17 protein-coding genes and 4 tRNA genes are annotated in these 22,580 nt (G+C 66.1%); 11 read left to right on the top strand and 10 right to left on the bottom strand.

Annotated features, from left to right (window positions below; all coding sequences use genetic code 11):
• Positions 1-14: 14 nt before the first annotated feature.
• The 7 genes from ACXU4B_RS05415 to rnd all read right to left on the bottom strand — a co-directional run bounded on the left by ACXU4B_RS05415 (position 15) and on the right by rnd (position 7,454).
• On the bottom strand, positions 15-800 hold the full coding sequence (locus ACXU4B_RS05415) for a 4'-phosphopantetheinyl transferase family protein (RefSeq protein WP_165583150.1): 786 nt from the start codon (positions 798-800) through the stop codon (positions 15-17).
• A 28-nt stretch (positions 801-828) separates the two neighbouring features.
• Positions 829-2,502, bottom strand: a complete 1,674-nt coding sequence (locus tag ACXU4B_RS05410) for a GMC oxidoreductase (protein ID WP_131408458.1) — start codon at positions 2,500-2,502, stop codon at positions 829-831.
• Positions 2,503-2,618: 116 nt separating this feature from the next.
• Complete coding sequence (locus ACXU4B_RS05405; RefSeq protein ID WP_131408456.1) at positions 2,619-3,629, bottom strand: NAD-dependent epimerase; 1,011 nt, start codon at positions 3,627-3,629, stop codon at positions 2,619-2,621.
• Between the two features lie 15 nt (positions 3,630-3,644).
• Positions 3,645-4,922, bottom strand: a complete 1,278-nt coding sequence (gene tviB, locus ACXU4B_RS05400) for a Vi polysaccharide biosynthesis UDP-N-acetylglucosamine C-6 dehydrogenase TviB (RefSeq protein WP_131408455.1) — start codon at positions 4,920-4,922, stop codon at positions 3,645-3,647.
• 374 nt (positions 4,923-5,296) lie between these two features.
• Positions 5,297-5,926 (bottom strand): DUF2076 domain-containing protein, encoded by a 630-nt coding sequence (locus ACXU4B_RS05395; RefSeq protein ID WP_131408453.1) that lies wholly within the window; start codon positions 5,924-5,926, stop codon positions 5,297-5,299.
• 270 nt (positions 5,927-6,196) lie between these two features.
• Positions 6,197-6,272 (bottom strand) — tRNA-Ala (locus ACXU4B_RS05390).
• Between the two features lie 63 nt (positions 6,273-6,335).
• Positions 6,336-7,454 carry a ribonuclease D gene (gene rnd, locus ACXU4B_RS05385; protein ID WP_131408451.1) on the bottom strand — a complete coding sequence of 373 codons (1,119 nt, stop codon included), beginning with the start codon at positions 7,452-7,454 and terminating at the stop codon, positions 6,336-6,338.
• A gap of 107 nt (positions 7,455-7,561) precedes the next feature.
• On the opposite strand from rnd, the gene ACXU4B_RS05380 reads away from it, so the two are divergent.
• The 10 genes from ACXU4B_RS05380 to ACXU4B_RS05335 all read left to right on the top strand — a co-directional run bounded on the left by ACXU4B_RS05380 (position 7,562) and on the right by ACXU4B_RS05335 (position 18,700).
• The gene (locus tag ACXU4B_RS05380) at positions 7,562-9,505 is read left to right on the top strand and encodes a formylglycine-generating enzyme family protein (protein ID WP_131408449.1); all 1,944 of its coding nucleotides are present in this window, start codon (positions 7,562-7,564) and stop codon (positions 9,503-9,505) included.
• 215 nt (positions 9,506-9,720) lie between these two features.
• Positions 9,721-9,805, top strand: a tRNA-Leu gene (locus ACXU4B_RS05375).
• A 78-nt stretch (positions 9,806-9,883) separates the two neighbouring features.
• The gene (gene tig, locus ACXU4B_RS05370; protein WP_131408447.1) at positions 9,884-11,176 is read left to right on the top strand and encodes a trigger factor; all 1,293 of its coding nucleotides are present in this window, start codon (positions 9,884-9,886) and stop codon (positions 11,174-11,176) included.
• Positions 11,177-11,213: 37 nt separating this feature from the next.
• On the top strand, positions 11,214-11,843 hold the full coding sequence (gene clpP, locus ACXU4B_RS05365) for an ATP-dependent Clp endopeptidase proteolytic subunit ClpP (protein WP_131408445.1): 630 nt from the start codon (positions 11,214-11,216) through the stop codon (positions 11,841-11,843).
• A gap of 105 nt (positions 11,844-11,948) precedes the next feature.
• Complete coding sequence (gene clpX, locus ACXU4B_RS05360) at positions 11,949-13,244, top strand: ATP-dependent Clp protease ATP-binding subunit ClpX (RefSeq protein ID WP_131408443.1); 1,296 nt, start codon at positions 11,949-11,951, stop codon at positions 13,242-13,244.
• 177 nt (positions 13,245-13,421) lie between these two features.
• The gene (lon, locus tag ACXU4B_RS05355) at positions 13,422-15,929 is read left to right on the top strand and encodes an endopeptidase La (protein WP_131408441.1); all 2,508 of its coding nucleotides are present in this window, start codon (positions 13,422-13,424) and stop codon (positions 15,927-15,929) included.
• 326 nt (positions 15,930-16,255) lie between these two features.
• A complete protein-coding gene (locus ACXU4B_RS05350; protein WP_019465590.1) occupies positions 16,256-16,528 on the top strand; it encodes an HU family DNA-binding protein in 273 nt (90 codons plus the stop codon).
• A gap of 20 nt (positions 16,529-16,548) precedes the next feature.
• Positions 16,549-16,623 (top strand) — tRNA-Val (locus ACXU4B_RS05345).
• Positions 16,624-16,632: 9 nt separating this feature from the next.
• Positions 16,633-16,709: transfer RNA gene (locus ACXU4B_RS05340), tRNA-Asp, on the top strand.
• An 86-nt stretch (positions 16,710-16,795) separates the two neighbouring features.
• Positions 16,796-18,700 (top strand): SurA N-terminal domain-containing protein, encoded by a 1,905-nt coding sequence (locus ACXU4B_RS05335; RefSeq protein ID WP_131408439.1) that lies wholly within the window; start codon positions 16,796-16,798, stop codon positions 18,698-18,700.
• Between the two features lie 70 nt (positions 18,701-18,770).
• Here ACXU4B_RS05335 and ACXU4B_RS05330 read toward each other — a convergent pair whose 3' ends face one another.
• The 3 genes from ACXU4B_RS05330 to gloB form a co-directional block, all read right to left on the bottom strand.
• Positions 18,771-19,553: an enoyl-ACP reductase FabI gene (locus ACXU4B_RS05330; protein WP_131408436.1), complete on the bottom strand. Its 783-nt coding sequence runs from the start codon at positions 19,551-19,553 to the stop codon at positions 18,771-18,773.
• A gap of 94 nt (positions 19,554-19,647) precedes the next feature.
• Positions 19,648-20,904: a LysM peptidoglycan-binding domain-containing protein gene (locus ACXU4B_RS05325; protein WP_338069376.1), complete on the bottom strand. Its 1,257-nt coding sequence runs from the start codon at positions 20,902-20,904 to the stop codon at positions 19,648-19,650.
• Positions 20,905-20,906: 2 nt separating this feature from the next.
• Positions 20,907-21,671 carry a hydroxyacylglutathione hydrolase gene (gene gloB, locus ACXU4B_RS05320; RefSeq protein WP_131408434.1) on the bottom strand — a complete coding sequence of 255 codons (765 nt, stop codon included), beginning with the start codon at positions 21,669-21,671 and terminating at the stop codon, positions 20,907-20,909.
• A gap of 223 nt (positions 21,672-21,894) precedes the next feature.
• On the opposite strand from gloB, the gene ACXU4B_RS05315 reads away from it, so the two are divergent.
• On the top strand, positions 21,895-22,578 hold the full coding sequence (locus ACXU4B_RS05315; protein ID WP_131408432.1) for a methyltransferase domain-containing protein: 684 nt from the start codon (positions 21,895-21,897) through the stop codon (positions 22,576-22,578).
• Positions 22,579-22,580 lie beyond the last annotated feature (2 nt).

Genomic DNA, 22,580 nt, shown 5'->3' with positions numbered 1-22,580 from the left:
ACATGCGCGTCGGGCTAGGCGATCGCGCGGCCCATGTCGTCTCCGGCGTGCGAGGGGTCGATCCAGTGCAGCGAAAGGCGCGTCACCGAAAGCGGTGCGGCCAGCGCGCCCACCAGTGTCTCCGGCAGGTCGAGCTGATGGACCAGGCAAGTGGGAGCGTCGTCGACCGACGCTGGCGGATCCACGCCGACGCCGATGTCGGCGCGGATGGCCGACGGCGATTCGCGCAACCCGATGCCGAAGGCCTTGAGCAACGCTTCCTTGCGCGTCCACAGCGACAGCAGCGCGTGTTCGCGCGCCGCCGCAGGCATGGCCTCCAGCGCGGCGGCTTCGGCGGGCGAGCAGAGAATCTGCGCGATGCCGTGGAGGGCGATGTGCGGCGGCGATTGCTCGATGTCGATGCCGAGCGTCCGGGCGATGCCCACGGCGATGGCAACGTGGCTGCCGCTGTGGCTCAGGCTGGTGGCGTGGGGGACGTGCGGCAGGCACGGCTGTCCCGCCGCCGTGCTCGTCAGGGACACGTTCGCCGCGTCGGTATCCAGCACGATGCCGAGCACCACGCGCCAGAACGCATGGGCGAGCACATAGGTGTCGCGGTCGTGCGGGTAGTGGAAGCGCAGCGCGCGCTCGCGCTCGCGTGTGTCGAGCAGGGCATAGGCGTCCGCGCGGCGGAACCGCCACGGCGTGCTGTCGAACAGAAGCACGCTGGCCTCGCCGTCCACGGGCGGCGTGAAGCCGCTGTGCAACAGCGCGTGGGTGGCCTCGCGAACAAAGGCCTGTCTGGCTGTCTCCGTTCCCATGGCTGGCATCACGCTGATGGAGGGGCGGTTACATCAAGCCGGATGACACGTACGGAGTGAGCAGGGTCCGCAACTGGTCGGCCAGCCGCAGGCTCAGCGCCACGATGGTGAAGGTGGGAAAGGCCCAGCCGCCGGTCGGAAACACCGAACTGCCGGCCAGGTAGAGATTGTCCATGCCATGCACCTTGCAGTTGCGGTCGACCACGCCGGTGCGTGGGTCGTCGGACATGCGCGTGGTGCCGAGATGGTGCGCGGTGCCATGGATAAGTGGCGTGACCGCGATGTCGTCCGACAGCCAGGGGTCGAGCTGGAAATGGCCCTGGCAGGCGTGCGCCAGTCCGCTGCCGAACAACGATGCGGCGGCGCGATAGGTGTGATGGTCGAGCGAGGTGAGCCGCCAGTCCACCGAGACCTTGCGCTGGCCGAACGCGTCGGTGTCGTGGCCGAGCGTGATGCGGCTGTCGGGGTTGGGCGCCTGCTCGAAGTAGCCCACCAGATCGATATGACTGCTCGCCACGGTGGGGCGATCGGCCAGCTTGTGCACGAAGGCGCGGGCCAGGTCCCCGACGCCAAGGCCGACGCGAAGCGCCGCCAGGCCGAGGCTCCCCGGCACGGCGACCGCTTCGACGGCCGGCGCGTTGCGCAGGGCCGCGGACATCTGCTCTTCCAGCAAGGCATTTTCATCGCGCGGGGCGGGGCGCAGTGCCGCGCGCAGCTCGCGCAGCGCACGAATGCCGCGTGGCAGCGGCCCCTCGACTCCGAACGGATGCATGCGTCCGTTGAGTACGCGGTGCGCGCGCTGCGCACGATCCGACAACCCGATTTCCGGAAACGACGGCGTCGCGCCGCGGTAGCGTCGCCGGTCATAGGGGCGCGTCACGCGATGCGGCGCCTTGGTGGACAGCCTGCCCAGCGTGCCGCTGGGATGGTCCATGAAGTAGCGGCCGACCACGTCGTGCTGGTTGCCCAGCCCCTGCGGCACGACCGAATCGGACAGCAGCATCAGCCGCGCGTTCTCGATGCCACCGCAGGCGAGCACGTATTGCCGCGCGCGCACGCTGCCGCGATGGCCGTCCAGCGAGCCCAGGCGCGCGCTGCGCACCGACCTGCCATCGGGTGAGGCCATCAGCTCGAGCACATTGGCGTGCAGCAGCACCGTGATATTGGCGGCCTGTTCGAGCTCGTCGCGATAGGTGTCGCCGAACAGGATGGGGCTGTGCACGAAGACCTGGTTGACCAGCGTCTCTTCGTTGAACGCGATCGGCTGGTGAAAGGTCGGCGTGGCGAAGGAGCCATCGACGAAATCGTGCGAATGCAGGTGGCAATACGTCTTGGCGCGCGCGTAGTAGGGCACCAGTTCGTTGTAGGTGATGGGCCAGCCGCTATGGGGTACCCAGTCGCGCGCGCTCATGTCCTGGCGGCTGAGCGGGATGCAGCCGCCTCCCCACAGGTTGCAGCTGCCGCCGAAGACGCGCATGCGTGACGTGCCGGGGTCGAAGGGCACGTGGCCTACCGAGCTTCCCTCGTACAGTTCCTGGCTGCGCTGCTCGCCGGTGAAGCCGCCACCCTCGACCAGGCAGACGGTCACGTGCGAGCCGATGAACTCACGGGCAATGGCGATGCCCGCGGCGCCGGCGCCGATGATGCAAAGATCGGCCTCGACCTCGGCAGGATAGGCGCCGCTCAGGTAGTCGATGATCACTCCGTCCCCCCGGTCTCCGTGCGAGCCCGCCCACGCGCCAGGTCTGGCCGCAGTTCGGATCTGACATTCGCGGCGGATCGGGCTGTCTGCCGGCGGCTGCCGGCAGGCCTTGGCCATCACACGCGGAAATATCCCCGGTACCAGCGTACAAAGTTAGCGACGCCGGTTTCTACCGAGACCTGCGGCCTATAGCCTACGGTCTGTATCAGGTCCGTTACATCGGCCTCGGTGTCCGGCACGTCGCCCGCCTGCAGGGGCAGGAGTTCCATGGTCGCCTTGCGGCCGAGGCAGTGCTCCAGCACCTCGATGTAGTGCAGCAGTTCCACCGGACGTTCGTTGCCGATATTGAACAGGCGATACGGCGCCACGCCGCTGCAGGCCGGATCGGGCGCCTTGCTGTTCCAGCGCGCGTCGCTGCCCGGCACATGGTCGAGCGTGCGTATCACCCCTTCGACGATGTCGTCGACGTAGGTGAAGCTGCGCTTGTGCCTGCCGTGGTTGAAGACCCTGATCGGTTCGCCGGCCAGGATGGCGCGGGTGAACAGGAACAGGGCCATGTCGGGCCGCCCCCAGGGGCCATACACGGTGAAGAAGCGCAGGCCCGTGCTGGGAATGCCGTACAGGTGCGCATAGCTGTGCGCCATCTGCTCGTTGGCCTTCTTGGTGGCCGCGTACAGCGTCAACGGATGCTCGGCCGATTGGTGTTCCGAAAATGGCATCGCCGTATTGGCGCCATATACCGAACTGGTCGAGGCGAACACGAGGTGCTCGACGCCATGCTGGCGACAGCCCTCGAGCACGTGCAGGAAGCCCGTGACATTGCTGCTCGTGTACACATGGGGATTCTCTGCCGCGTAACGCACGCCGGCCTGTGCCGCCAGGTGCACCACGCGCTGCGGACGGTGCTCGGCGAAGAGGTGTTCCATCGCGGCGCGGTCGGCCAGGTCGGCATGCACGTGGGCATAGCCGGGGCGATCCATGAATCGCGCAAGGCGCGCCTTCTTCAGGGTGACGTCGTAGTAGTCATTGAGGTTGTCCAGGCCGACCACCTCGTCGCCGCGGTCGAGCAGCCGCTCGGCCACGTAGGACCCGACGAAACCCGCGGTGCCGGTTACCAACACTTTCATGATGTGTTTCCCCAGTCAAAGGCGGCCGTCGACGTCGGCGCGCGGCAGTACGTACTTGACGTCGTAAACCACCGAAGCCGGCTTGCAGAACGCGCGGATGCCGGTGGCGCCCATGGTGACGAACTGTCGGTGGCCGACCGCGACGATCACGGCGTCGTAGCTGGCGGCCTCGGGCTCGGCGACGGGCGTCAGCGCGTATTCGTGCGCCGCTTCGGCGGCGTTGACCCACGGATCGTGCACATCCACCTCGGCGTTGTAGCCATGCAGTGCGCGCACGATGTCGACCACGCGCGTGTTGCGCAGGTCCGGGCAGTTTTCCTTGAAGGCCAGCCCCAGTACCAGCACGCGCGCCCGCACCGGATTGATGCCCTTGCGCACCATCAGGCGAATCACCTCGCTGGCGATATACGGGCCCATGCCATCGTTGGTGCGCCTGCCCGCGAGGATCACGTCGGGGTGGTGGCCCACTTCCTGCGCCTTGTGCGTGAGGTAGTACGGGTCCACGCTGATGCAATGGCCACCGACCAGGCCGGGCCGGAACGGCAGGAAGTTCCATTTCGTGCCGGCCGCCTGCAGCACTTCCAGCGTGTCGATGCCCAGCTTGTTGAACAGGATGGACAGGTCGTTGACGAGTGCGATGTTGAGGTCGCGCTGCGTGTTCTCGATCACCTTGGCGGCCTCGGCCACTTTCAGCGAGCTGGCCTTGTGCGTGCCGGCGGTGATGATCGAGCCATACAGGCGGTCGACGAAATCCGCGATCTCGGGCGTGGAGCCGGAAGTCACTTTCAGGATGCTGGTCACCCGATGCTGCTTGTCGCCCGGGTTGATGCGCTCCGGGCTGTAGCCGGCGAAGAAGTCGCGATTGAAGACCAGGCCCGAACCCTCCTCGAGGATCGGCACGCACACCTCTTCGGTGCAGCCCGGATACACCGTTGATTCGTACACGACTACGTCGCCGCGCTTGAGCACCCGGGCAAGTGCCTCGCTGGCGCGGGTAAGCGGGGTCAGGTCCGGGCGTTTGGCCGCGTCGATGGGCGTGGGCACGGTCACGATGTAGACGTTGCGATCGGCCAGGTCGGCCAGGTCCGAGCTGAAACGCAGTCGTCCCGCCTCGGCCAGCTCGGCCGCGGTGACCTCCAGCGTGTTGTCGTGGCCGCTGCGCAGTTCGTCGATGCGACCCCGGTTGATGTCGAAGCCAACCGTGTCATAGCGCTTGCCAAACTCGACGGCCAGCGGCAGTCCCACGTAGCCGAGCCCGATGATCGCGAGCTTGGTGTTTTCCAGATTCGGCATGCCAACGTCCTGGTTGCTGGTTTTCGGAAGCACGGTGCAGGACGGCAGGTTAGCCGATGTATCGCGCCAGCGAAGCGCGCATTCCCCCTGTGCCGTGGCAGCTGCCGGTGCGCGTGGCCGTGGCCGGCGAGCGTCCGCCACCTGTCATGGCGGAAGGCTAGCAGGGCAGGTGGCCATTGCCGCTAGGCCATTGGTTGCGTGCCGGAAGGAGGATGCGCGCCCTGCGATCCACTCGACATTCCCTGTCGTGAAACGAGGGCCCGCACGCTGCCCGCGGTGGCGTGGGTGACCGCATGACCGGCGTGCCGGGGCGGCTGCCCGGCACGCCGGCGTGGCGTGTTTCAGTGGCGCCCTGGCGGCTGCGTGATCACGCCTCAGGCCCAGCCGCTGTCGTCAAAGCCGCCGTCGTTGCTGTCGTCGAAATCGGAGGAAGCGAAGTCCTGCTGGTCGAAGTCGCGCGAGTGGTGGTCGCCGTCGTTGTAATTGTTCTCGGTGATGTTCTCGATCACGGTGGGCTGGCCGCCGCCGAGGAAGCCGCCGCCGTGGTGCCCGCCGATCAGGTTTTCGATGCCGTCGAACAGGAACATGCCGCCCGCCACGCCCGCGGCGGTGGTGGCCGCCTGCGCGAGGAAGCCGGGTGCGCTGGCAGGTTGCGCCGGCGCGCCACCGAACAACCGTTCACGCCAGCCGGGAGCGGCCGCCTGGGGCTGTGGCTGGGGTGGCATCGGCGGTGGTGCGGCGCCCCAGGCGGACTGCCCGCCGAGGAAACTGCCACCACCCTGCTGGCCGGACAGCTGTGCCTGCAGCTGGCTGATCTGCGCCTTGGCTGCTTCGAGTGCCTGTTGCTGCAACAGGCTGCGCTGCACCAGCAGGTAGAGCGCATCGGGCTGCGCGGCGAGGCGTTGCCGGATCAGGGCATCGGCTTGTGGATCCTTGGCTACGCCGCCTGCGGCGGCCAGGCGCTGGAGGAAATCGTCGAGCAGCTGTTGTTCCTGGGGTGTCATGACGGGCGGATCTCCGGGGAAAGACGAATGACGCCCACACTGACCAGCCGTGCGTCGGGCGAGCAGTGCCAGAAGTGTGCCCTCCGGCCATGACTTCAAGGGGACGCGATATCCGTTTGCCCGGCAGTCAGGCAGATCGCAGGTACTTTCGAAGCAGCGGGGCATGCTTGCCTGTCGATGCAGGCTTGCGTGCCCGCAGCCGGCGGGCGCGCCAAACGCAAAACGGCGCAAGCATCCCGGGATGTCTTGCGCCGCTTCAACTCGATGGAGTGGTGGAGCCAGGGAGGATCGAACTCCCGACCTCGTCATTGCGAACGACGCGCTCTCCCAGCTGAGCTATGGCCCCACACGAGCCAAAGATGTTACCAGCGTGATTCGGTCTTCGCCAAGCCCCTGCCGCCCGATGCGCTCACGGCAGCAGGCGGGCAAGCTCGTCGTGCAGAACCTCGCGGCGCCAGCCTTCGAGGAAGTCGGGCCAGCGCGCCGTCACCACGTATTCCTCGAGTGCCTTGCGCGGGCAGAGCAGGCCGGCGGGCAAGTCCAGTTCGGCGGCGCGCGCGTCGACGCAGTCCTTCATGGCGGCGAGCGCTTTCTTGGCGTCGCCCTGCGGGGTGCCGGGAATGGACTCGGTCGCCGCCACTTCGTCGGCATCGAGCGGGCGGCGCAAGGTTTCGAACAGTTCGCTGCGCTGCGCGGAACGAAGCGCGCGCTGGCCGCGTGTGCGTTGCTCCAGTTCGTTGGCGGACGCCGGCGGTTGTTGCGCCAGGCTCATGGCCTGCGCGTCCTCGAGCATCCACGGACGGGGCCGGTCGAGCGCGCGGGCGGTCTTGTCGCGCCACAGCAGGATGCGGCGGAGCAGGGCGCGCTGTTCGGGTCGCCACTCGGCAGCGCCGCGGAACCCGCGCTGCGGTTGCGGATCGCCTTCGCGGTAGCACGCGCGCTGCTTCAGGCGCTCGCAGTCTTCGGCGTGCCAGGCGACGCGATCGCGCTGCACCAGGCGCTCGGCCAGCTGTTCGTGCACCGGCTTGAGATAGACCACGTCGAGCGTGGCATAGGCGAGCTGCGAATCGGTGAGCGGGCGCTGCAGCCAGTCCGAGCGAGTCTCGCCCTTGTCCAGTTCGGCGCCGGTCAGCTCGGCCACCAGCGCGCGGTAGCTGATGCCCAGCCCCATGCCCACGAAAGCCGCGGCAATCTGCGTGTCGAACAGCTGGCGCGGCCCGTGCGGCAACATCGACGAGAGCGCCTCGAGGTCTTCGCTGGCGCTATGCATCACGGTGACCACGGTGCCCTCGCCCAGCTGCGGGCGAAGCGCGTCGCCGATGTCGAAGGCGAGCGGATCGACCAGTGCATAGCGCCCGTTCCAGCCCATCTGCAGCAGCGCCAGCTGTGGATAGAAGGTATTGCGGCGCATGAACTCGGTGTCGAAACCGAGCGCGGCATCGGCCGGCAGTCCGGACAGCCAGTCCAGCAATTCGTCGCGGCGGGTGAGCCAGGCGGCGTGTGGCGCAAGGGATGACGTTGGGTGCATGCGTTTTCCTGGCCATGCAGGACGCGCCCTCGCGCATTGTCCTGACATCGGTTTGTGCCTATGGTTTAGGCCAAGCACCATAACAGGCCGCCCAGGGACGCCCAACCATGCCGAGCAAGGAAACCGTACGTCGCCAGCGCGCCATGGGTGGAGCCGTTGGCGTAGCCGTGCTGGGCCTTGCGCTGGTCTTTCACTTCTTTCCGCGCGTGTTTCATGTCGAGCCATCGGCCGTCACCTCCAAGCGTGCGATGAATCTCGGGCCGGCTCCCGCCGCCCATGCGCCCCAGGTGGCGCCACGCGCGGACCTGGCCGAGATCGACGCCGGACCGCCGCTGACCTTCGCGCCGACCGAAGTCATCGTGGCCAGGCTGGGCAACAAGAACGCCAGCCTGCCGGAGCAACTGAGCGCCGATACGCCCGAAGTCGATGCCCTGCTGGCGCGTGCCGACAAGGCCTTGCGCGCCGGCCAGCTCGCCGGCGACCAGAACAGTGCGGCGGCGCTCTACGCGCAGGCGCTGAAGCAAAAGCCGGACAGTCGTCGCGCCGCGCAAGGTCTGTACGAAGTGCGCGGGCGACTGGTGGCGGAGATCAACCAGGACCTGGCCATCAGCGATGCCGACGCGGCCAATGACTTGCTCGAGTCGCTGAAGACCGTTCCGGATTCCGGCGATGAAGTCGCCCAGCTTCAGGCGAAGCTGAAAATGCTGGCGCAGACGCGGCCGTTGCTGGCCAAGGCCGCGGCGCTGCTGCAACAGGGCAGCGTGGACCAGCCCAAGGGTGCCAACGCACTGGAGTTGTATCGGCAGGTGCAGGGGATGGACCCGGGCAATGCGGTGGCCGACCAGGGTGTGCTGCAGGTGCAGCGGGCCGTGCTTGACCGGGCCCTGGCCGCGGTGGCGCAGAACGACTTCAAGGGCGCCGATGCCGCGCTTGCCGCAGCGGCCCAGGTGCAGCCCGACTCGCCGGCCCTGCGCGACGTGCAGGCGCGGGTCGAGACCATGCGGCAGTCGCGCGCCACGGCCATCCTGGCCCAGGCCCGCACGGCCCTCGATGGCGGCAACCTGGCGCTGGCCCAGCAACTGGCCGAGCAGGCCAGGGGCATGAGTCCCGACCTGGCCGGCCTGGCCGAACTGGGTGATCGCCTGACCAACGCCCGCCTGTACGCCAGCTACAAACCGGGCCAGGTGTTCGTCGACCGCTTCGTCGACATGGCGGGACAGACGCCCTCGATGGTGGTCGTGCCCACTGGCACGTTCCAGATGGGCGCGCCGGACGCGGAAGAGGGGCGCCAGGATGCCGAGACGCCCCAGCACGAAGTGAACATCGCCAAGGGCTTCGCGTTTTCGCGCTCCGCCATCACGGTCGGCCAGTTCCGGGAATTCGTCCGTTCCAGCGGTTATCACCCCGATTCGGCCAGGCTGGGCGGCGCCAGTGTGTATGACGAGGCCAGCGGTGCCATGCGCGACGACGTCAATGCCGGCTGGCAGGACGATTACGCCGGCCGCTCCGCCGACGACCGGCTCCCGGTGGTCAATATTTCCTGGAACGACGCCAAGGCCTATGCGGACTGGTTGAGCCAGCGCACCGGCAAGACCTACCGCCTGCCCAGCGAGGCCGAGTTCGAGTACGCCGTCCGGGGCGGCACCGGCACCCGCTACTGGTGGGGCAACGGGACGCCCGGGTCGAAGGTGGAAAACCTCACCGGCAGCAATGATCGTTCCCCCAGCGGCCGGCGCTGGAGCAATGCGTTCCCCGGCTATCGCGACGGTTACTGGGGCCCTGCGCCCGTCATGACCTTCAGTCCCAACCCGTTCGGGCTGTACGACATCAACGGCAACGTCTCCGAGTGGGTGCAGGACTGCTGGCACGACAGTTACCTGCGCGCGCCCCGCGACGGCAGCGCCTGGGTCAATCCCGGCTGCGGCGTGCGCGTGGTCCGCGGCGGTTCCTGGGGCAGTTCGCCGGACCAGGTGCGCTCGGCCTACCGCCAGGGCGCCGATGCCAGTGTCCGCAGCGGCCGCGTCGGCTTCCGCGTCCTGCGCGAGCTGTAGCAAGCGCGCTGCGATCCCGCCGCCCCGTGGCGGCATGTTTCCGGCTTGTGTTGTCGCCGCTGCGAACCGTAAAATGGCCCGCTTTCGTGTAAGGGAATCATCGACTTAGGGCGGAGTGCCCGGAGGCTGGCGGGGTAGGGTGCAAGGCAGCTTTTGTCTGTTTTTTTACCTTGATAATCCGGTGCTTGCGGGAAATTCCTCAGAGTTGTTCTGATGCGAAAGTGGCGGAATTGGTAGACGCACTGGATTTAGGTTCCAGCGGGTTAAACCGTGCGGGTTCGAGTCCCGCCTTTCGCACCATCCCTTTGTTATTGCTGGCGGCCGGGGGCCGCCATGCGCCTTTTGACGGGCGCACTTTCAGGTATTCCAGGAGACGTCATGCAGGTTTCGGTTGAAAACGTCGGCAAGCTCGAGCGCAAGCTCACGGTGAAGTTTCCCGCCGAGCGCTTCGAGTCGCAGGTCAGCGCTCGCATCGCCGAGATGGGGCGCACGGTGCGTCTCAAGGGATTCCGCCCGGGCAAGGTGCCGACCACGGTGATCCAGCAGCGCTTCGGCGACCAGGTGCGCGGTGAAGTGCTCTCGGACCTCATTGGCAGCACGCTGCGCGAGGCCGTGGAGCAGGAGAACCTGCGCCCGATCGCCAACCCGTCGATCAACACCACCGGCCGTCCGGAAGAAGGCGAAATTGCCTACACCGCCACCTTCGAGGTGATGCCGGAATTCCCGGAAGTCGACGTCGCCAGGCTGGAAATCTCCCGCCCGGTGGCCGAGGTGGCCGATGCCGACATCGAAAAGATGATCGAGACGCTGCGCCTGCAGCGCCGCAGCTTCGAGCCGGTCGAGCGCGCCTCGGCCGATGGCGATTTCGTGATGTTCGAGTACTCGGCGCAGGCCGGCGACTACCGCTTCCCGGCCGAAGGCCTGGAGCGCGCCGGCAGCGTGCTGGGCTCGGGCAACCTGTTCAAGGCGCTGGATGAAGCCTTGGCCGGTCGCAAGGCCGACGACGAGTTCGACGCCGAGATCGACTTCCCGGCCGATTTCCGCAATGAGCACCTCGCCGGCAAGCAGGCCCAGGTCCATTTCAAGGTCATCAAGGTGCAGGAGCCGAAGCTGCCGGAAGTGAACGGCGAATTCGCCCAGCTGTTCGGCATCGCCGATGGCGACCTGGAGAAGTTCCGCAAGGAAGTGCGCGCCAACCTCGAGCGCGAACTGAAGGCCACCCTGATGGCGCGCCTGAAGTCCGAAGTGGCCGAGAAGCTCGCCAACGCCTACCCGGATCTGGACGTGCCGAACGTCATGGTGCAGTCCGAAGCCCAGAGCCTGGCGCAGGGCAGCGTGCCGCGCGGCCAGCAGGTGCCGCCGCAGCTGGTCGAGGCCGCCGCGCCGATCGCCCGCAAGCGCGTCATCGCCGGTCTGCTGATGGGTGAGATTGCCCGCAAGCAGGGGCTGGTCATCGATCGCAGCCGCATTGCCGAGCAGCTGGCCGCCATCGCCTCGACCTACGAGGAGCCGGAAAAGGTCATTGAACTCTACAACCGCGACCCCCAGTTGATGTCAGGGCTGCAGAACCGCGTGATGGAAGACCAGGTAGCCGAGTGGGTGGCGGATCACGCCAGCACCACCGTGCAGAACCTGGGCTTCGACGAAGTGATGCGCCCGGTCAGCGCCTGAGGCATCCTTCAGGCCAATCAACCGGAGAGCGACAAGCATGGCCATGGACCCGATCCAGAACCTCAACCTGGTACCGATCGTCGTCGAGCAGACCGCCCGTGGCGAACGCTCGTACGACATTTATTCGCGCCTCCTGAAGGAGCGCGTGATCTTCCTCGTGGGCGAGGTGAACGATCAGGTGGCCAACCTGCTGGTCGCGCAGATGCTGTTCCTTGAATCGGAAAACCCGGACAAGGACATCCATCTGTACATCAACAGCCCGGGCGGTGCCGTCACCGCCGGGCTGGCGATTTACGACACCATGCAGTTCATCAAGCCCGACGTCAGCACGATGTGCATCGGCCAGGCCTGCAGCGCCGCGTCCCTGCTGCTGATGGCTGGCGCCAAGGGCAAGCGGTACTCGTTGCCCAATTCGCGGGTGATGATCCACCAGCCGTCGGGCGGCGCCCGCGGCCAGGCCACCGACATCGAGATCCAGGCCCAGGAAATCCTGTACCTGCGCCGCCGCCTGAACGACATTTATGTCCAGCACACCGGCCAGCCGCTCGACAAGATCGAGCGGGACATGGAGCGCGACCGCTTCATGAGCGCCGAGGCGGCCAAGGAATACGGCCTGATCGACTCGGTCCTGGACCGTCGCGCCGTTGAAACGGTGAAATCGGCCTGATTTCAGGCATTTGGCCCGTGGTTTGCCAGCGTTCCGCGTCTCGATGCAGACGCGGAACGCTGTGCTATTCTCAAACCGCAATCGATTTATCAGCAGGATGAAAGCATGAGCGACGAGCGGCAGGGCCGTTCCAACGACAGCGGCAAGATTCTCTACTGCTCCTTCTGTGGCAAGAGCCAGCATGAAGTGCGCAAGCTGATCGCGGGTCCGTCCGTGTTCATTTGCGATGAGTGCGTAGAGCTTTGCAACGACATCATCCGCGAGGAACTGGAGGAGAAGGCCGCCTCCGGGCGCAGCCAGCTGCCCAAGCCCCGCGAGATCATGGAGACGCTCGACCAGTACGTGGTCGGCCAGACCCGCGCCAAGAAGGCGCTGGCCGTGGCGGTGTACAACCACTACAAGCGCATGGAATCGCGCCAGAAGAGCGACGATGTCGAGCTGGGCAAGTCCAACATCCTCCTGATCGGTCCGACCGGTTCGGGCAAGACGCTGCTGGCCGAAACGCTGGCGCGCCTGCTCAACGTGCCGTTCACCATCGCCGACGCCACCACCCTCACCGAGGCGGGTTACGTGGGCGAGGATGTGGAAAACATCATCCAGAAGCTGCTGCAGAAGTGCGACTACGACGTCGACAAGGCGCAGTCGGGCATCGTCTACATCGACGAAATCGACAAGATCTCGCGCAAGAGCGAGAACCCGTCGATCACCCGCGACGTTTCCGGCGAAGGCGTGCAGCAGGCGCTGCTGAAGCTCATCGAGGGCACCCTGGCCTCGGTGCCGCCGCAGGGCGGCCGCAAGCATCCGCAGCAGGAATTCCTGCAGGTCGACACCAAGAACATCCTGTTCATGTGCGGCGGCGCGTTCGCCGGGCTGGAAAAGGTCATCCAGCAGCGTTCCGAAACCACCGGCATCGGTTTCTCGGCCGAAGTGCGCAGCAAGGAACGTCGGGAAAATCTCGGCAAGGTGCTGTCGGACGTCGAGCCGTCCGATCTGGTGCGTTACGGCCTGATCCCCGAGTTCGTCGGCCGCCTGCCGGTGGTCGCGACGCTGGACGAGCTGGACGAGCCGGCGCTGGTGAAGATCCTCACCGAACCGAAGAATGCCGTCACCAAGCAGTTCAAGAAGCTGTTCGAGATGGAAGGCGTCGAGCTGGAGTTCCGCCCCGAGGCCCTGCAGGCCATCGCCCGCAAGGCGCTCAAGCGCAAGACCGGCGCGCGTGGCCTGCGCACGATCCTCGAGCAGGTGCTGCTGGACACGATGTACGAGCTGCCTTCGCTGGAGCACGTCAGCAAGGTGGTCGTGGACGATGCGGTCATCGAAGGGCAGGCCGAGCCGTACCTGATCTATCGCGGCAACCTCAAGCAGCCGCGTGCGGCTGGCGAGGGCGGCGACGCTGCCTGACCTCGCACAGGACGCCCGCATGATCCCGGTGGCCTCGGCAGAATTGCCGGGGCCATCGCGTTTTTGAGGTTCCTCATGCACTTGTGTGCGTGCTCGTTCACCACCACTTGACGTACAGATGGCCCCGGCGCAGTGTCGGGCCAAGACATAGAATTCATCCCTGAGGGTCCCTCTTCGATGGCAAAGAACACCCCCAATCCCCAGGCCACCGGCGCCGTGCTTGACGCCCTGCCGGTGCTGCCGCTGCGTGACGTGGTGGTTTACCCGCACATGGTCATTCCGCTGTTTGTCGGACGCGACAAATCCATGCGCGCGCTGGAGCGGGCCATGGAGGGCGAGCGCCAGATCCTGCTGGTCGCGCAGAAGAGCCCGGACATCGACGACCCGGCCATCGGCGATCTGCACGAGGTCGGCACGCTGGCCGGTGTCCTGCAATTGCTCAAGCTCCCCGATGGCACGGTCAAGGTGCTGGTGGAGGGGCAGGCGCGCGTCAACGTCGAGGACTACCACGAAGACGGCGGCATGCTCAGCGCCACCTCGCGCATCATCGAGCCGGTTTACAGCGACAAGGAGCGCGAGCTCGACGTGGTGTCGCGTACCCTGATCTCGCTGTTCGAGCAGCTGGTCAAGCAGAGTCGCAAGCTTCCGCCCGAAGTGCTGGCCACGTTGTCCGGCATCGACGATCCGTCGCGCGTCGCCGATTCGATCGCGGCCCACCTCTCGGTACGCATGGCCGACAAGCAGAAGGTGCTGGAAACCGCCGACGTCGGGCAGCGCCTCGAGTTGCTGATCGGCCTGGTCGATGGCGAGATGGATCTGCAGCAGGTGGAGAAGCGCATCCGCGGCCGCGTGAAGTCGCAGATGGAGAAGAGCCAGCGCGAGTACTACCTCAACGAACAGATGAAGGCCATCCAGAAGGAGCTCGGCGAGAGCGAGGAAGGCCCGAACGAGATCGAGGAACTGCAGAAGAAGATCGACGGCGCCGGCATGCCCAAGCCCGTGCTGGCCAAGGCCCGCCAGGAGTTCGGCAAGCTGCGCCAGATGTCGCCGATGTCGGCCGAGGCCACGGTGGTGCGCAACTACCTGGACTGGCTGGTCGGCGTACCGTGGAAGAAGCGCAGCAAGGTTCGCAAGGACCTGCAGCTGGCGCAGGAAGTGCTCGATGCCGATCACTTTGGCCTGGAGAAGGTCAAGGAGCGCATCCTCGAGTACCTCGCCGTGCAGCAGCGCGTCAACACCATGCGCGGTCCCATCCTGTGCCTGGTCGGTCCCCCGGGCGTGGGCAAGACCTCGCTGGGCCAGTCCATCGCCAAGGCGACCAATCGCAAGTTCGTTCGCATGAGCCTGGGTGGCGTGCGCGACGAGGCCGAGATCCGTGGCCATCGCCGCACCTACATCGGTTCGATGCCGGGCCGCATCGTGCAGAACCTCAACAAGGTCGGCAGCAAGAACCCGCTGTTCGTGCTGGACGAGATCGACAAGATGTCGATGGACTTCCGCGGCGACCCGTCATCGGCGCTGCTGGAAGTGCTCGATCCGGAGCAGAACCACGCATTCAACGATCACTACCTGGAAGTCGACCTCGACCTCTCGGAAGTGATGTGGATCGCCACGGCCAACTCGCTCAACATTCCCGGTCCGCTGCTCGACCGCATGGAAGTGATCCGCATCCCGGGTTACACCGAGGACGAGAAGCTCGGCATCGCGGAGAAATACCTGCTGCCCAAGCAGCTGAAGGCCAACGGCCTGAAGGCCGAGGAGCTGGGTGTCGACGGGGAAGCCATTCGCGACATCGTGCGCTACTACACGCGCGAATCGGGCGTGCGCAACCTCGAGCGCGAGATTTCCAAGATCTGCCGCAAGGTGGTGAAGGAGCTGACGCTGGCCCAGGTGGGCAAGAAGAAGTCCGAGGCGAAGAAGGCGCCGGCGGCCGTAAAGACGGCCAAGGCGAGGAAGGCCATCCAGGTAAGCTCCGGCAACCTGGAGCAGTACCTGGGCGTGCGTCGCTTCGATTTCGGCCGCAAGGAACTGCAGAACGAGGTTGGCCTGGTGACCGGCCTGGCCTGGACCCAGGTGGGTGGCGACCTGCTCAGCATCGAAGCCTCCGTGGTGCCGGGCAAGGGTCGCCTGGTCAACACCGGGCAACTGGGCGACGTGATGAAGGAATCGATCCAGGCCGCGTTGTCGGTGGTGCGCGCGCGCGCCGATCGCCTGGGCATCGATCCGGAGTTTCACCAGAAGTTCGATATCCACATCCACGTGCCCGAAGGCGCGACGCCGAAGGACGGCCCCAGCGCCGGCATCGCCATGTGCACGGCGCTGGTGTCGGCGCTGACCAAGGTGCCGGTGCGATCCGAAGTGGCGATGACGGGCGAAATCACCCTGCGTGGCCGGGTGCTGCCCATCGGCGGTCTCAAGGAAAAGCTGCTCGCGGCGCATCGTGGCGGCATCACCACGGTGATCATCCCGGACGAGAACAAGAAGGATCTTGCGGACATTCCGGACAACATCACCGGGTCGCTCGACATTCTCCCGGTCCGCTGGATCGACGAAGTGCTCGACATCGCGCTCGAGCGGCCGCTGCAGCCCCTGCAGGCGGTCGAGGAGAATGCCAAGCCGAAGGTGGAGGCGCCGATCGACGACACGCAGGACGATTCGCAGGAGTCGTACGCGCGGCCACATTGATCCGTGATGCAAGTCACCGAAAAACGGGCGGTTATCCGCCCGTTTTTCATTGAAAGGTCACCTTGGGGAGTTGTTTGCTCCTAGCGTTTCACCCCGCGGTTTGCAAGCATTCACCGACCACGATGAACCGTGGGAACCCTTGGTATTGCTTGTCATTGCGGACCCTTGGGGCCACTGGTATAAAGGCGACACCGCAGCCTGACGCCAAGCACGATGCGCAGTGATGCGGGGTTGCTTGGCGGTACCTCGGTGGCCAGTCATCGAAGCGTGCCGTCTGGTCCCAGACTGACCACGCGGGCTGCATAACCGTTTAAGGGAGTGTCTCAATGAATAAAACCGATCTGATCAACGCCATCGCCGAAAAGGCCGAACTCACCAAGGCTGACGCCGGCCGTGCTCTCGAGGCTTTCTTCGAGACCGTGCAGAAGGCGCTGAAAAAGGGTGACGATGTGTCGGTCGTTGGCTTTGGCACCTTCACCGTGCGCAAGCGCGCTGCCCGTACCGGCCGCAACCCGCGCACCAATGAGACGATCAAGATCAAGGCCTCGAAGGTTCCGGCTTTCAAGGCTGGCAAGACCCTGAAGGATGCCCTAAACTAAGCGGCTACTTGCTTAGTTTCGGGTGCTTAGCTCAGCGGTAGAGCGTCGCCCTTACAAGGCGAGGGTCGTAGGTTCGATCCCTACAGCACCCACCAGAAACATGCGGAGCGGTAGTTCAGTCGGTTAGAATGCTGGCCTGTCACGCCGGAGGTCGCGGGTTCGAGTCCCGTCCGCTCCGCCACAGTTCGCAAGGGCGCCCGTGTGGCGCCCTTGTCATTTAAGCGCTGCGCACCTGGTGCGCAGAACAACGAAAGCCGGGATATTTCCATGCTGCAGGCACTGCGTAACAAGCTTCACGGATGGCCATCCATCGTCATTCTGGGCATTTGCGTTTTCGCTATCTCGTTTTTCGGCATCGAGTCGTATTTCAGCTCGCGGACCGACACCTACGTGGCGATGGTCGGCAAGCACGAGATCACCCAGCGGGATTACCAGGAAGCCACCAACGAGGCGCGCCGCAATGCGATGGCCCGGCTTGGCGACCGCTTCGACGGCTCCGTGTTCGAGCGGCCCGAAACGAAGCGGCAGATCGTCGACCAGCTCATCAACGAGCAGCTGCTGCGCCAGGCCAACGACCAGCTGGGCATGAAGGTGTCTTCGGTCATGCTGCGGGACATGATCGCCTCGATGCGCGAGTTCCAGGTCAACGGGCAGTTTGACCCGAACACCTACCGCGCCATCCTGGCCTCCCAGAACATGACGCCCGCCTCCTTCGAGGCGAGCCGTCGGGCGATGCTCGAGCCGGGCCTGCTGCCGCAGGCCATCGCGGCCGGCACCATCGTCACCGATGCCGACATGGATCGTTACCTGGCCCTGTTCTTCCAGCGCCGCGACCTGCACTGGTTCGCGCTGCCGCGCCCGGCGCAGACCGACACGACGGTCACTGATGCGCAGCTGGAGGCCTACTACAAGGACCACCAGGCCGACTTCATGAACCCCGAGCAGGTGTCCTTGAAGTACATCGAAGTCAACGGCGCCGACCTCAAGGTGGATGCGCAGCCGAGCGAAGACGAGCTCAAGAAGCGCTACGAGGACCAGAAGCAGCGCTTCGTGCAGCCTGAGCAGCGCCTGGTGTCGCACATCCTGGTCAACGTGCCGAAGAACGCCACGCCGGACCAGCAGAAGGCGGCATTGGCCAAGGCGGAGAAGATCGCCAGCGAGGCGACCCCGGACAGCTTCGCCAAGCTGGCCGAGCAGTCGTCGGAAGACCTGGGTTCCAGGCGCTCGGGTGGTGACCTGGGCTGGCTGGAAAAGGGCGTGACGAACCCGGCCTTCGACTCCGCCCTGTTCGCGCTGCAGAAGGGCCAGATTTCCAAGCCTGTGTTGTCCGACGAGGGCTATCACGTGCTGTGGCTGCGCGACGTTCGCAGCGGCGAAGCCAAGCCTTTTGCCGAAGTCCGCGAGCAGATCGCCAAGGACTACCAGGCCAACGAGCGTGATCGTCGTTACAGCGAACTGGCCGGCAAGCTGACCGACCAGACCTACCAGAATCCCTCGTCGCTCGAGCCGGCAGCGCAGGTGCTCAACCTGCCTATCCAGGCCACCGGCCTGTTCTCGCGCAAGGGTGGTGAGGGCATCACCGCCGATCCGAAGCTGGCCGCTGCGGCTTTCTCCGACGATGTGCTCGCGCAGGGCAACAACTCGGGCCTGATCGACCTCGGTTCCAACCGCGCGGTCGTGGTGCGCGTCGACAAGCACGTGCCGGCCGCGGCGCGTCCGCTGGCCGACGTGCGCGACCAGGTGCGCCAGAAGATCGTCGACGAGCGACTCGCCGCCGAGGCGCAGAAGCGTGCCGATGGCCTGCTGGCTCGCCTGCAGAAGGGCGAGGACATCCAGGCGGTCGCGGCATCCGCGGGCGCTGCCGTGCAGACGGTGGCGGCGGCCGTTCGCGTGCAGCCGGACCTGCCGCCGGAAGTGCTGGAACAGGCTTTCCTGTTGCCGCATCCGGCCGCCGGCAAGGCCCAGTTCGCGCGGGTGTCGCTGCGCGACGGAAGCTACGCGCTGGTTGGCGTCGACAAGGTGCAGGACGGTGACCTGTCCAAGGTGCCGGCGGACCAGCGCAAGGCCCTGAACGATGGCATGTCGCAGGCGTACAGCGCGCTGGCGGCGCACGAGTTCATCGAGTCGCTGAAGGCCAATACCGAAATCAAGATCGCCACGGACCGCATGTAAGCGCGGGTTGCGGTTCGTCCGTCTAAAGGGCGCTCCCTCGGGGCGCCCTTTTTTTGCACATGGCACAAGCTCAGATGTCGGCCATGCCCAGGATGTTGTAGCCGGCATCCACGTGGGTGATTTCACCGGTGATGCCGGACGCCAGGTCCGAGCACAGGAAGGCACCGACATTCCCCACTTCGTCGATCGTGACGCTGCGCCGCAAGGGCGCGTGCTGGTCGACGTGATCGAGCATCCGGCGGAAGTTGGCGATGCCGGCCGCGGCGAGGGTCTTGATCGGGCCGGCGGAGATGGCGTTGACCCGGGTGCCCTCCGGGCCAAGGTTGAACGCAAGATAGCGGACATTGGCCTCGAGGCTCGCCTTGGCCAGCCCCATCACGTTGTAGCTGTCCATCGCACGTTCGGCGCCAAGGTAGCTGAGGGTGAGGATCGCGCCGCCGCGACCGCTCATCATGGGGCGTGCGGCCTTGGCCAGGGCCGCCAGGCTGTAGCTTGAAATGTCGTGGGCGACGGTGAAGTTTTCCCGCGTCAGGTGGTCGAGGAAACCGCCCTGCAAGGCTTCGCGGGGCGCGAACCCGACGGAGTGCACGAGGATGTCCAGGGCTTCCCAATGCTGGCCGAGTGCAGCGAACAGATCGTCGATCTGGCGGTCTTCGGCCACGTCGCACGGCAACACGATGTTCGAGCCGAAAGCGTTGGCCGCCTCGTCGACGCGGTCCTTGAGTCGCTCGTTCTGATAGGTGAAAGCCAGCTGCGCGCCTTCGCGGTGCATGGCATTGGCGATGCCCCATGCAATGGAGCGCTGACTGGCGATGCCCACGACCAGGGCTCGCTTGCCGTGCAGGAATCCCATGCGTCCTCCCGAGGGGCGTTGCGCGCGCCCGGTTGGCATGTTGAATCAGTCTAGCAGCGCGCGGGAAGGCGGGCGCCGCCTGTCCTGCGTGCCGTCAACCGGGCGCGCTGACCTTGAGGACCTGGCCCGGCTTCACGCTGGTTCCCGCCAGATGGTTCCACTGCTCCAGCTGCCTGATGTCGACCGCATAGCGCTTGGCGATGCTCCACAGGCTTTCGCCTGCCTTGACGGTGTGCGTCTTGCCCGAAGCGGTCGCGTGCCGCGAGTTCTTGGGCGAGGATGGCGCCGACTGGCTGTCATCGGTGGCGGCATTCAGGACGGCGCCCAGCGGCGGCAGCACGGCAGTGCCCGACACGCTTTGCATGTCGCCGTCGTTGTTGTCGGCGAGCAACGAGCTGCGGAACTGCTGCGCGTGGCTGCTGGGCATCAGCAGGTAGGCCGCGGCGCTGGTATCCACCACGCCGTTGCGAAAGCCTGCATTGAGCTCCTTCAGGTCTTCCGGCGACATGCCCGCATGGCTCGCTGCATGCGCCATGGGCATGGAGTTGTTCACGTTGACCGCAACCAGGCGCTGCTCGGAGGGCAGGGTGGGCAGGCTTACGTTGAAACGCGCGGGTTCACGGATGACGCAGGCGATAGCCAGCAGCTTGACCAGGTGTTCGCGCGTCACGCGCTTGACCGGCATCTTCGGAATGACAGGTTCGGCGGGCGGAGCGCCGTGCTGGTCGATCATCCGTTTCATGCCGAACTCGCCGGCATTGAACGCGTAATCGACCATGCGCCAGTCATCGAGGTCGTCGTGATAGCGGCTCAGCAACGCCATGATGGCGTCGGTGGCGGCCGGTACGTCCATGCGGCCATCGAAATTCTTGTTGACCTGGATGCCCAGCGCGTTGGCGGTCGCCGGCATGATCTGCCACATCCCGGCCGGCATGTTCTTGCCGCCTGGCACCGGGCGAAACTGGCTTTCCACCCATGGCAGCAACGCGAATTCGCCGGCGACGTGATGCCTGGCGGCGACCTGTTGCACGTAGGCAATTCGCGGGGCGACCTCGCCAATCTGGTTTTCGAAGCGCTCCGGGTTTTGCGTATAGCGCCTGGCCCACTCCATGATGCCTGGGTCAGCGTCGCAATCGGCCATCGCAAAGCTGCCGCGCAAGGCATCCCAGACATTGGCGTTGTCGCCGGGAGTGGCCACGCTGGCAGCCGGACGGGCGAGGTCATGCACCGGCGCGGTCTTTGGCGCCTGCACAGGGGTGACTGCCTGGGGCCTGGACGTCGGCGACGGTGCCGTGGCGCAGGCGGCCAGCAGTACCGACAGGGCAAGGGGCAGGGGACGAAGGCGTCGCATGGTCATCCGCGGAAGACATCCTTGTTGGCGCGCAACGCGGCAAAGCGTGCAACGCGATCGCCATCCACGCCATGGCGTTGGCTCCATGCGATGACGGCGTCGCTGTCCGTGCGCAGGAAGGGATTGGTCGCGCGCTCGGTTTCCAGCGCGACCGGCAGGCTCGGGCGCTCGTGCGCCCGCAGGCTCGCCACTTGCTGCTGGCGGGCGGCCAGTGCGGGATTGTGCGGCTCGATCGTCTGCGCAAAGCGGCCGTTCGCAGCCGTGTATTCGTGGCCGCAGCAGACCTGCAGGTGGCCCGGAAGGGCGGCGAGGCGATCGAGCGATGCGAGCATCTGCGCCGGCGTGCCCTCGAACAGGCGGCCGCAGCCAAGGCTGAAAAGCGTGTCGCCACACAGCAGGACGCCTTCTCCGGCATACGCGATGTGGGTCATCGTATGGCCCGGTACGGCGATCACGTCGAAGCGTGCGGCCGGCTCGTCGACGTGCACGACGTCGCCGTCGCCGACGCGGTTCGTGGCGCTGGTGATCCGTTCGTCGTGCGGCGCATGCACGGGGACCTGGTGACGGGAACGCAGGTCCTCGGCGCCGCCAATGTGGTCCTGGTGATGGTGGGTCAGCAGGATCGCGCGGAGCTGGAGTCCACGTTGCCTGAGCGCCAGCTCGACCGGTGCGGCTTCACCCGGATCGACGACGATGGCCTGGCCGGCATCGTCATGCAGCAGCCAAATGTAGTTGTCGGCAAGCGCCGGTAACGGTACGACGTGCAAGGAGATCGCCTCCGCGGTTTCGTATCGACTGACGCAGGCATCCTGGCTTGCGCGAAGTGCCCGACTATAAAGGGGGGCGGCGGCGCACTCGTTAGTGAGACGTTAACGGCCGGTTAGCTGATTCAGACTCGTGCACGGGTTGGTAGTCCCGCTGCAAACCCGGACACGTTCCGGGTGGCTGCCGGTACACTGTCGGCATTCATCCAGTCCGGGCCGTTCAGGCATGTCGCAGCGCGACCAAGACATCTATACCAGCGCCCCTCTGCGCAGCCTGCTGGCGGAAGAGACGGTGGCCCTGGTGCCCGAACTGCAACGCTGCAGCGGCACGCATGCGCTGATGGTCAGTGCAGCGCGGCAAGACGCACCCCCGGTGCTGCCCTTGCTGGGCAACTGGACGCGCCTGAGGATCAACCAGGGCCGTTACGACGGCGACCTGCGCGCTCGCTCCGACGAGCCGCTACCGTTCGTGGACGACGCCTTCGACCTGGTGCTGCTGCGGCACGCACTGGAGGTAGCGCCGGCGCCGCTCGCCTTGCTGGAGGAAGCCTCGCGCGTGCTGGCCCCCGGCGGGGTGCTGGCGCTCACCGGCCTGCATCCGTTCAGCGCGTGGCTGCCGTGGATGATGTGGCGTACCCGCGGACATGCGCCGGCGATGCGATCGCCGCTGCTGCTGGAGCGCTGGGTGCGACGGATCGAACTCGACATCGAGCGGGTGGAGCGCGTGGGACGCCTGTGGCCCAGCAGCAGCGCCGGCCTGGATGCCACGCACGCCTTCGGCGGCGGCTACCTGCTCATCGCGCGCAAGCGGCGACGCATGTCCGCGCCGATACGCCTCAAGCCCAAGGCCGTGCCGTCCCCCGTCAACGTGGGGCTGGCGCCTGGCGCGCGCCGCAACGTCGCGCACTGATG

The sequence above is a fragment of the Dyella soli genome (assembly GCF_054482295.1).
This window is presented reverse-complemented; position numbering and strand designations above follow the sequence as displayed.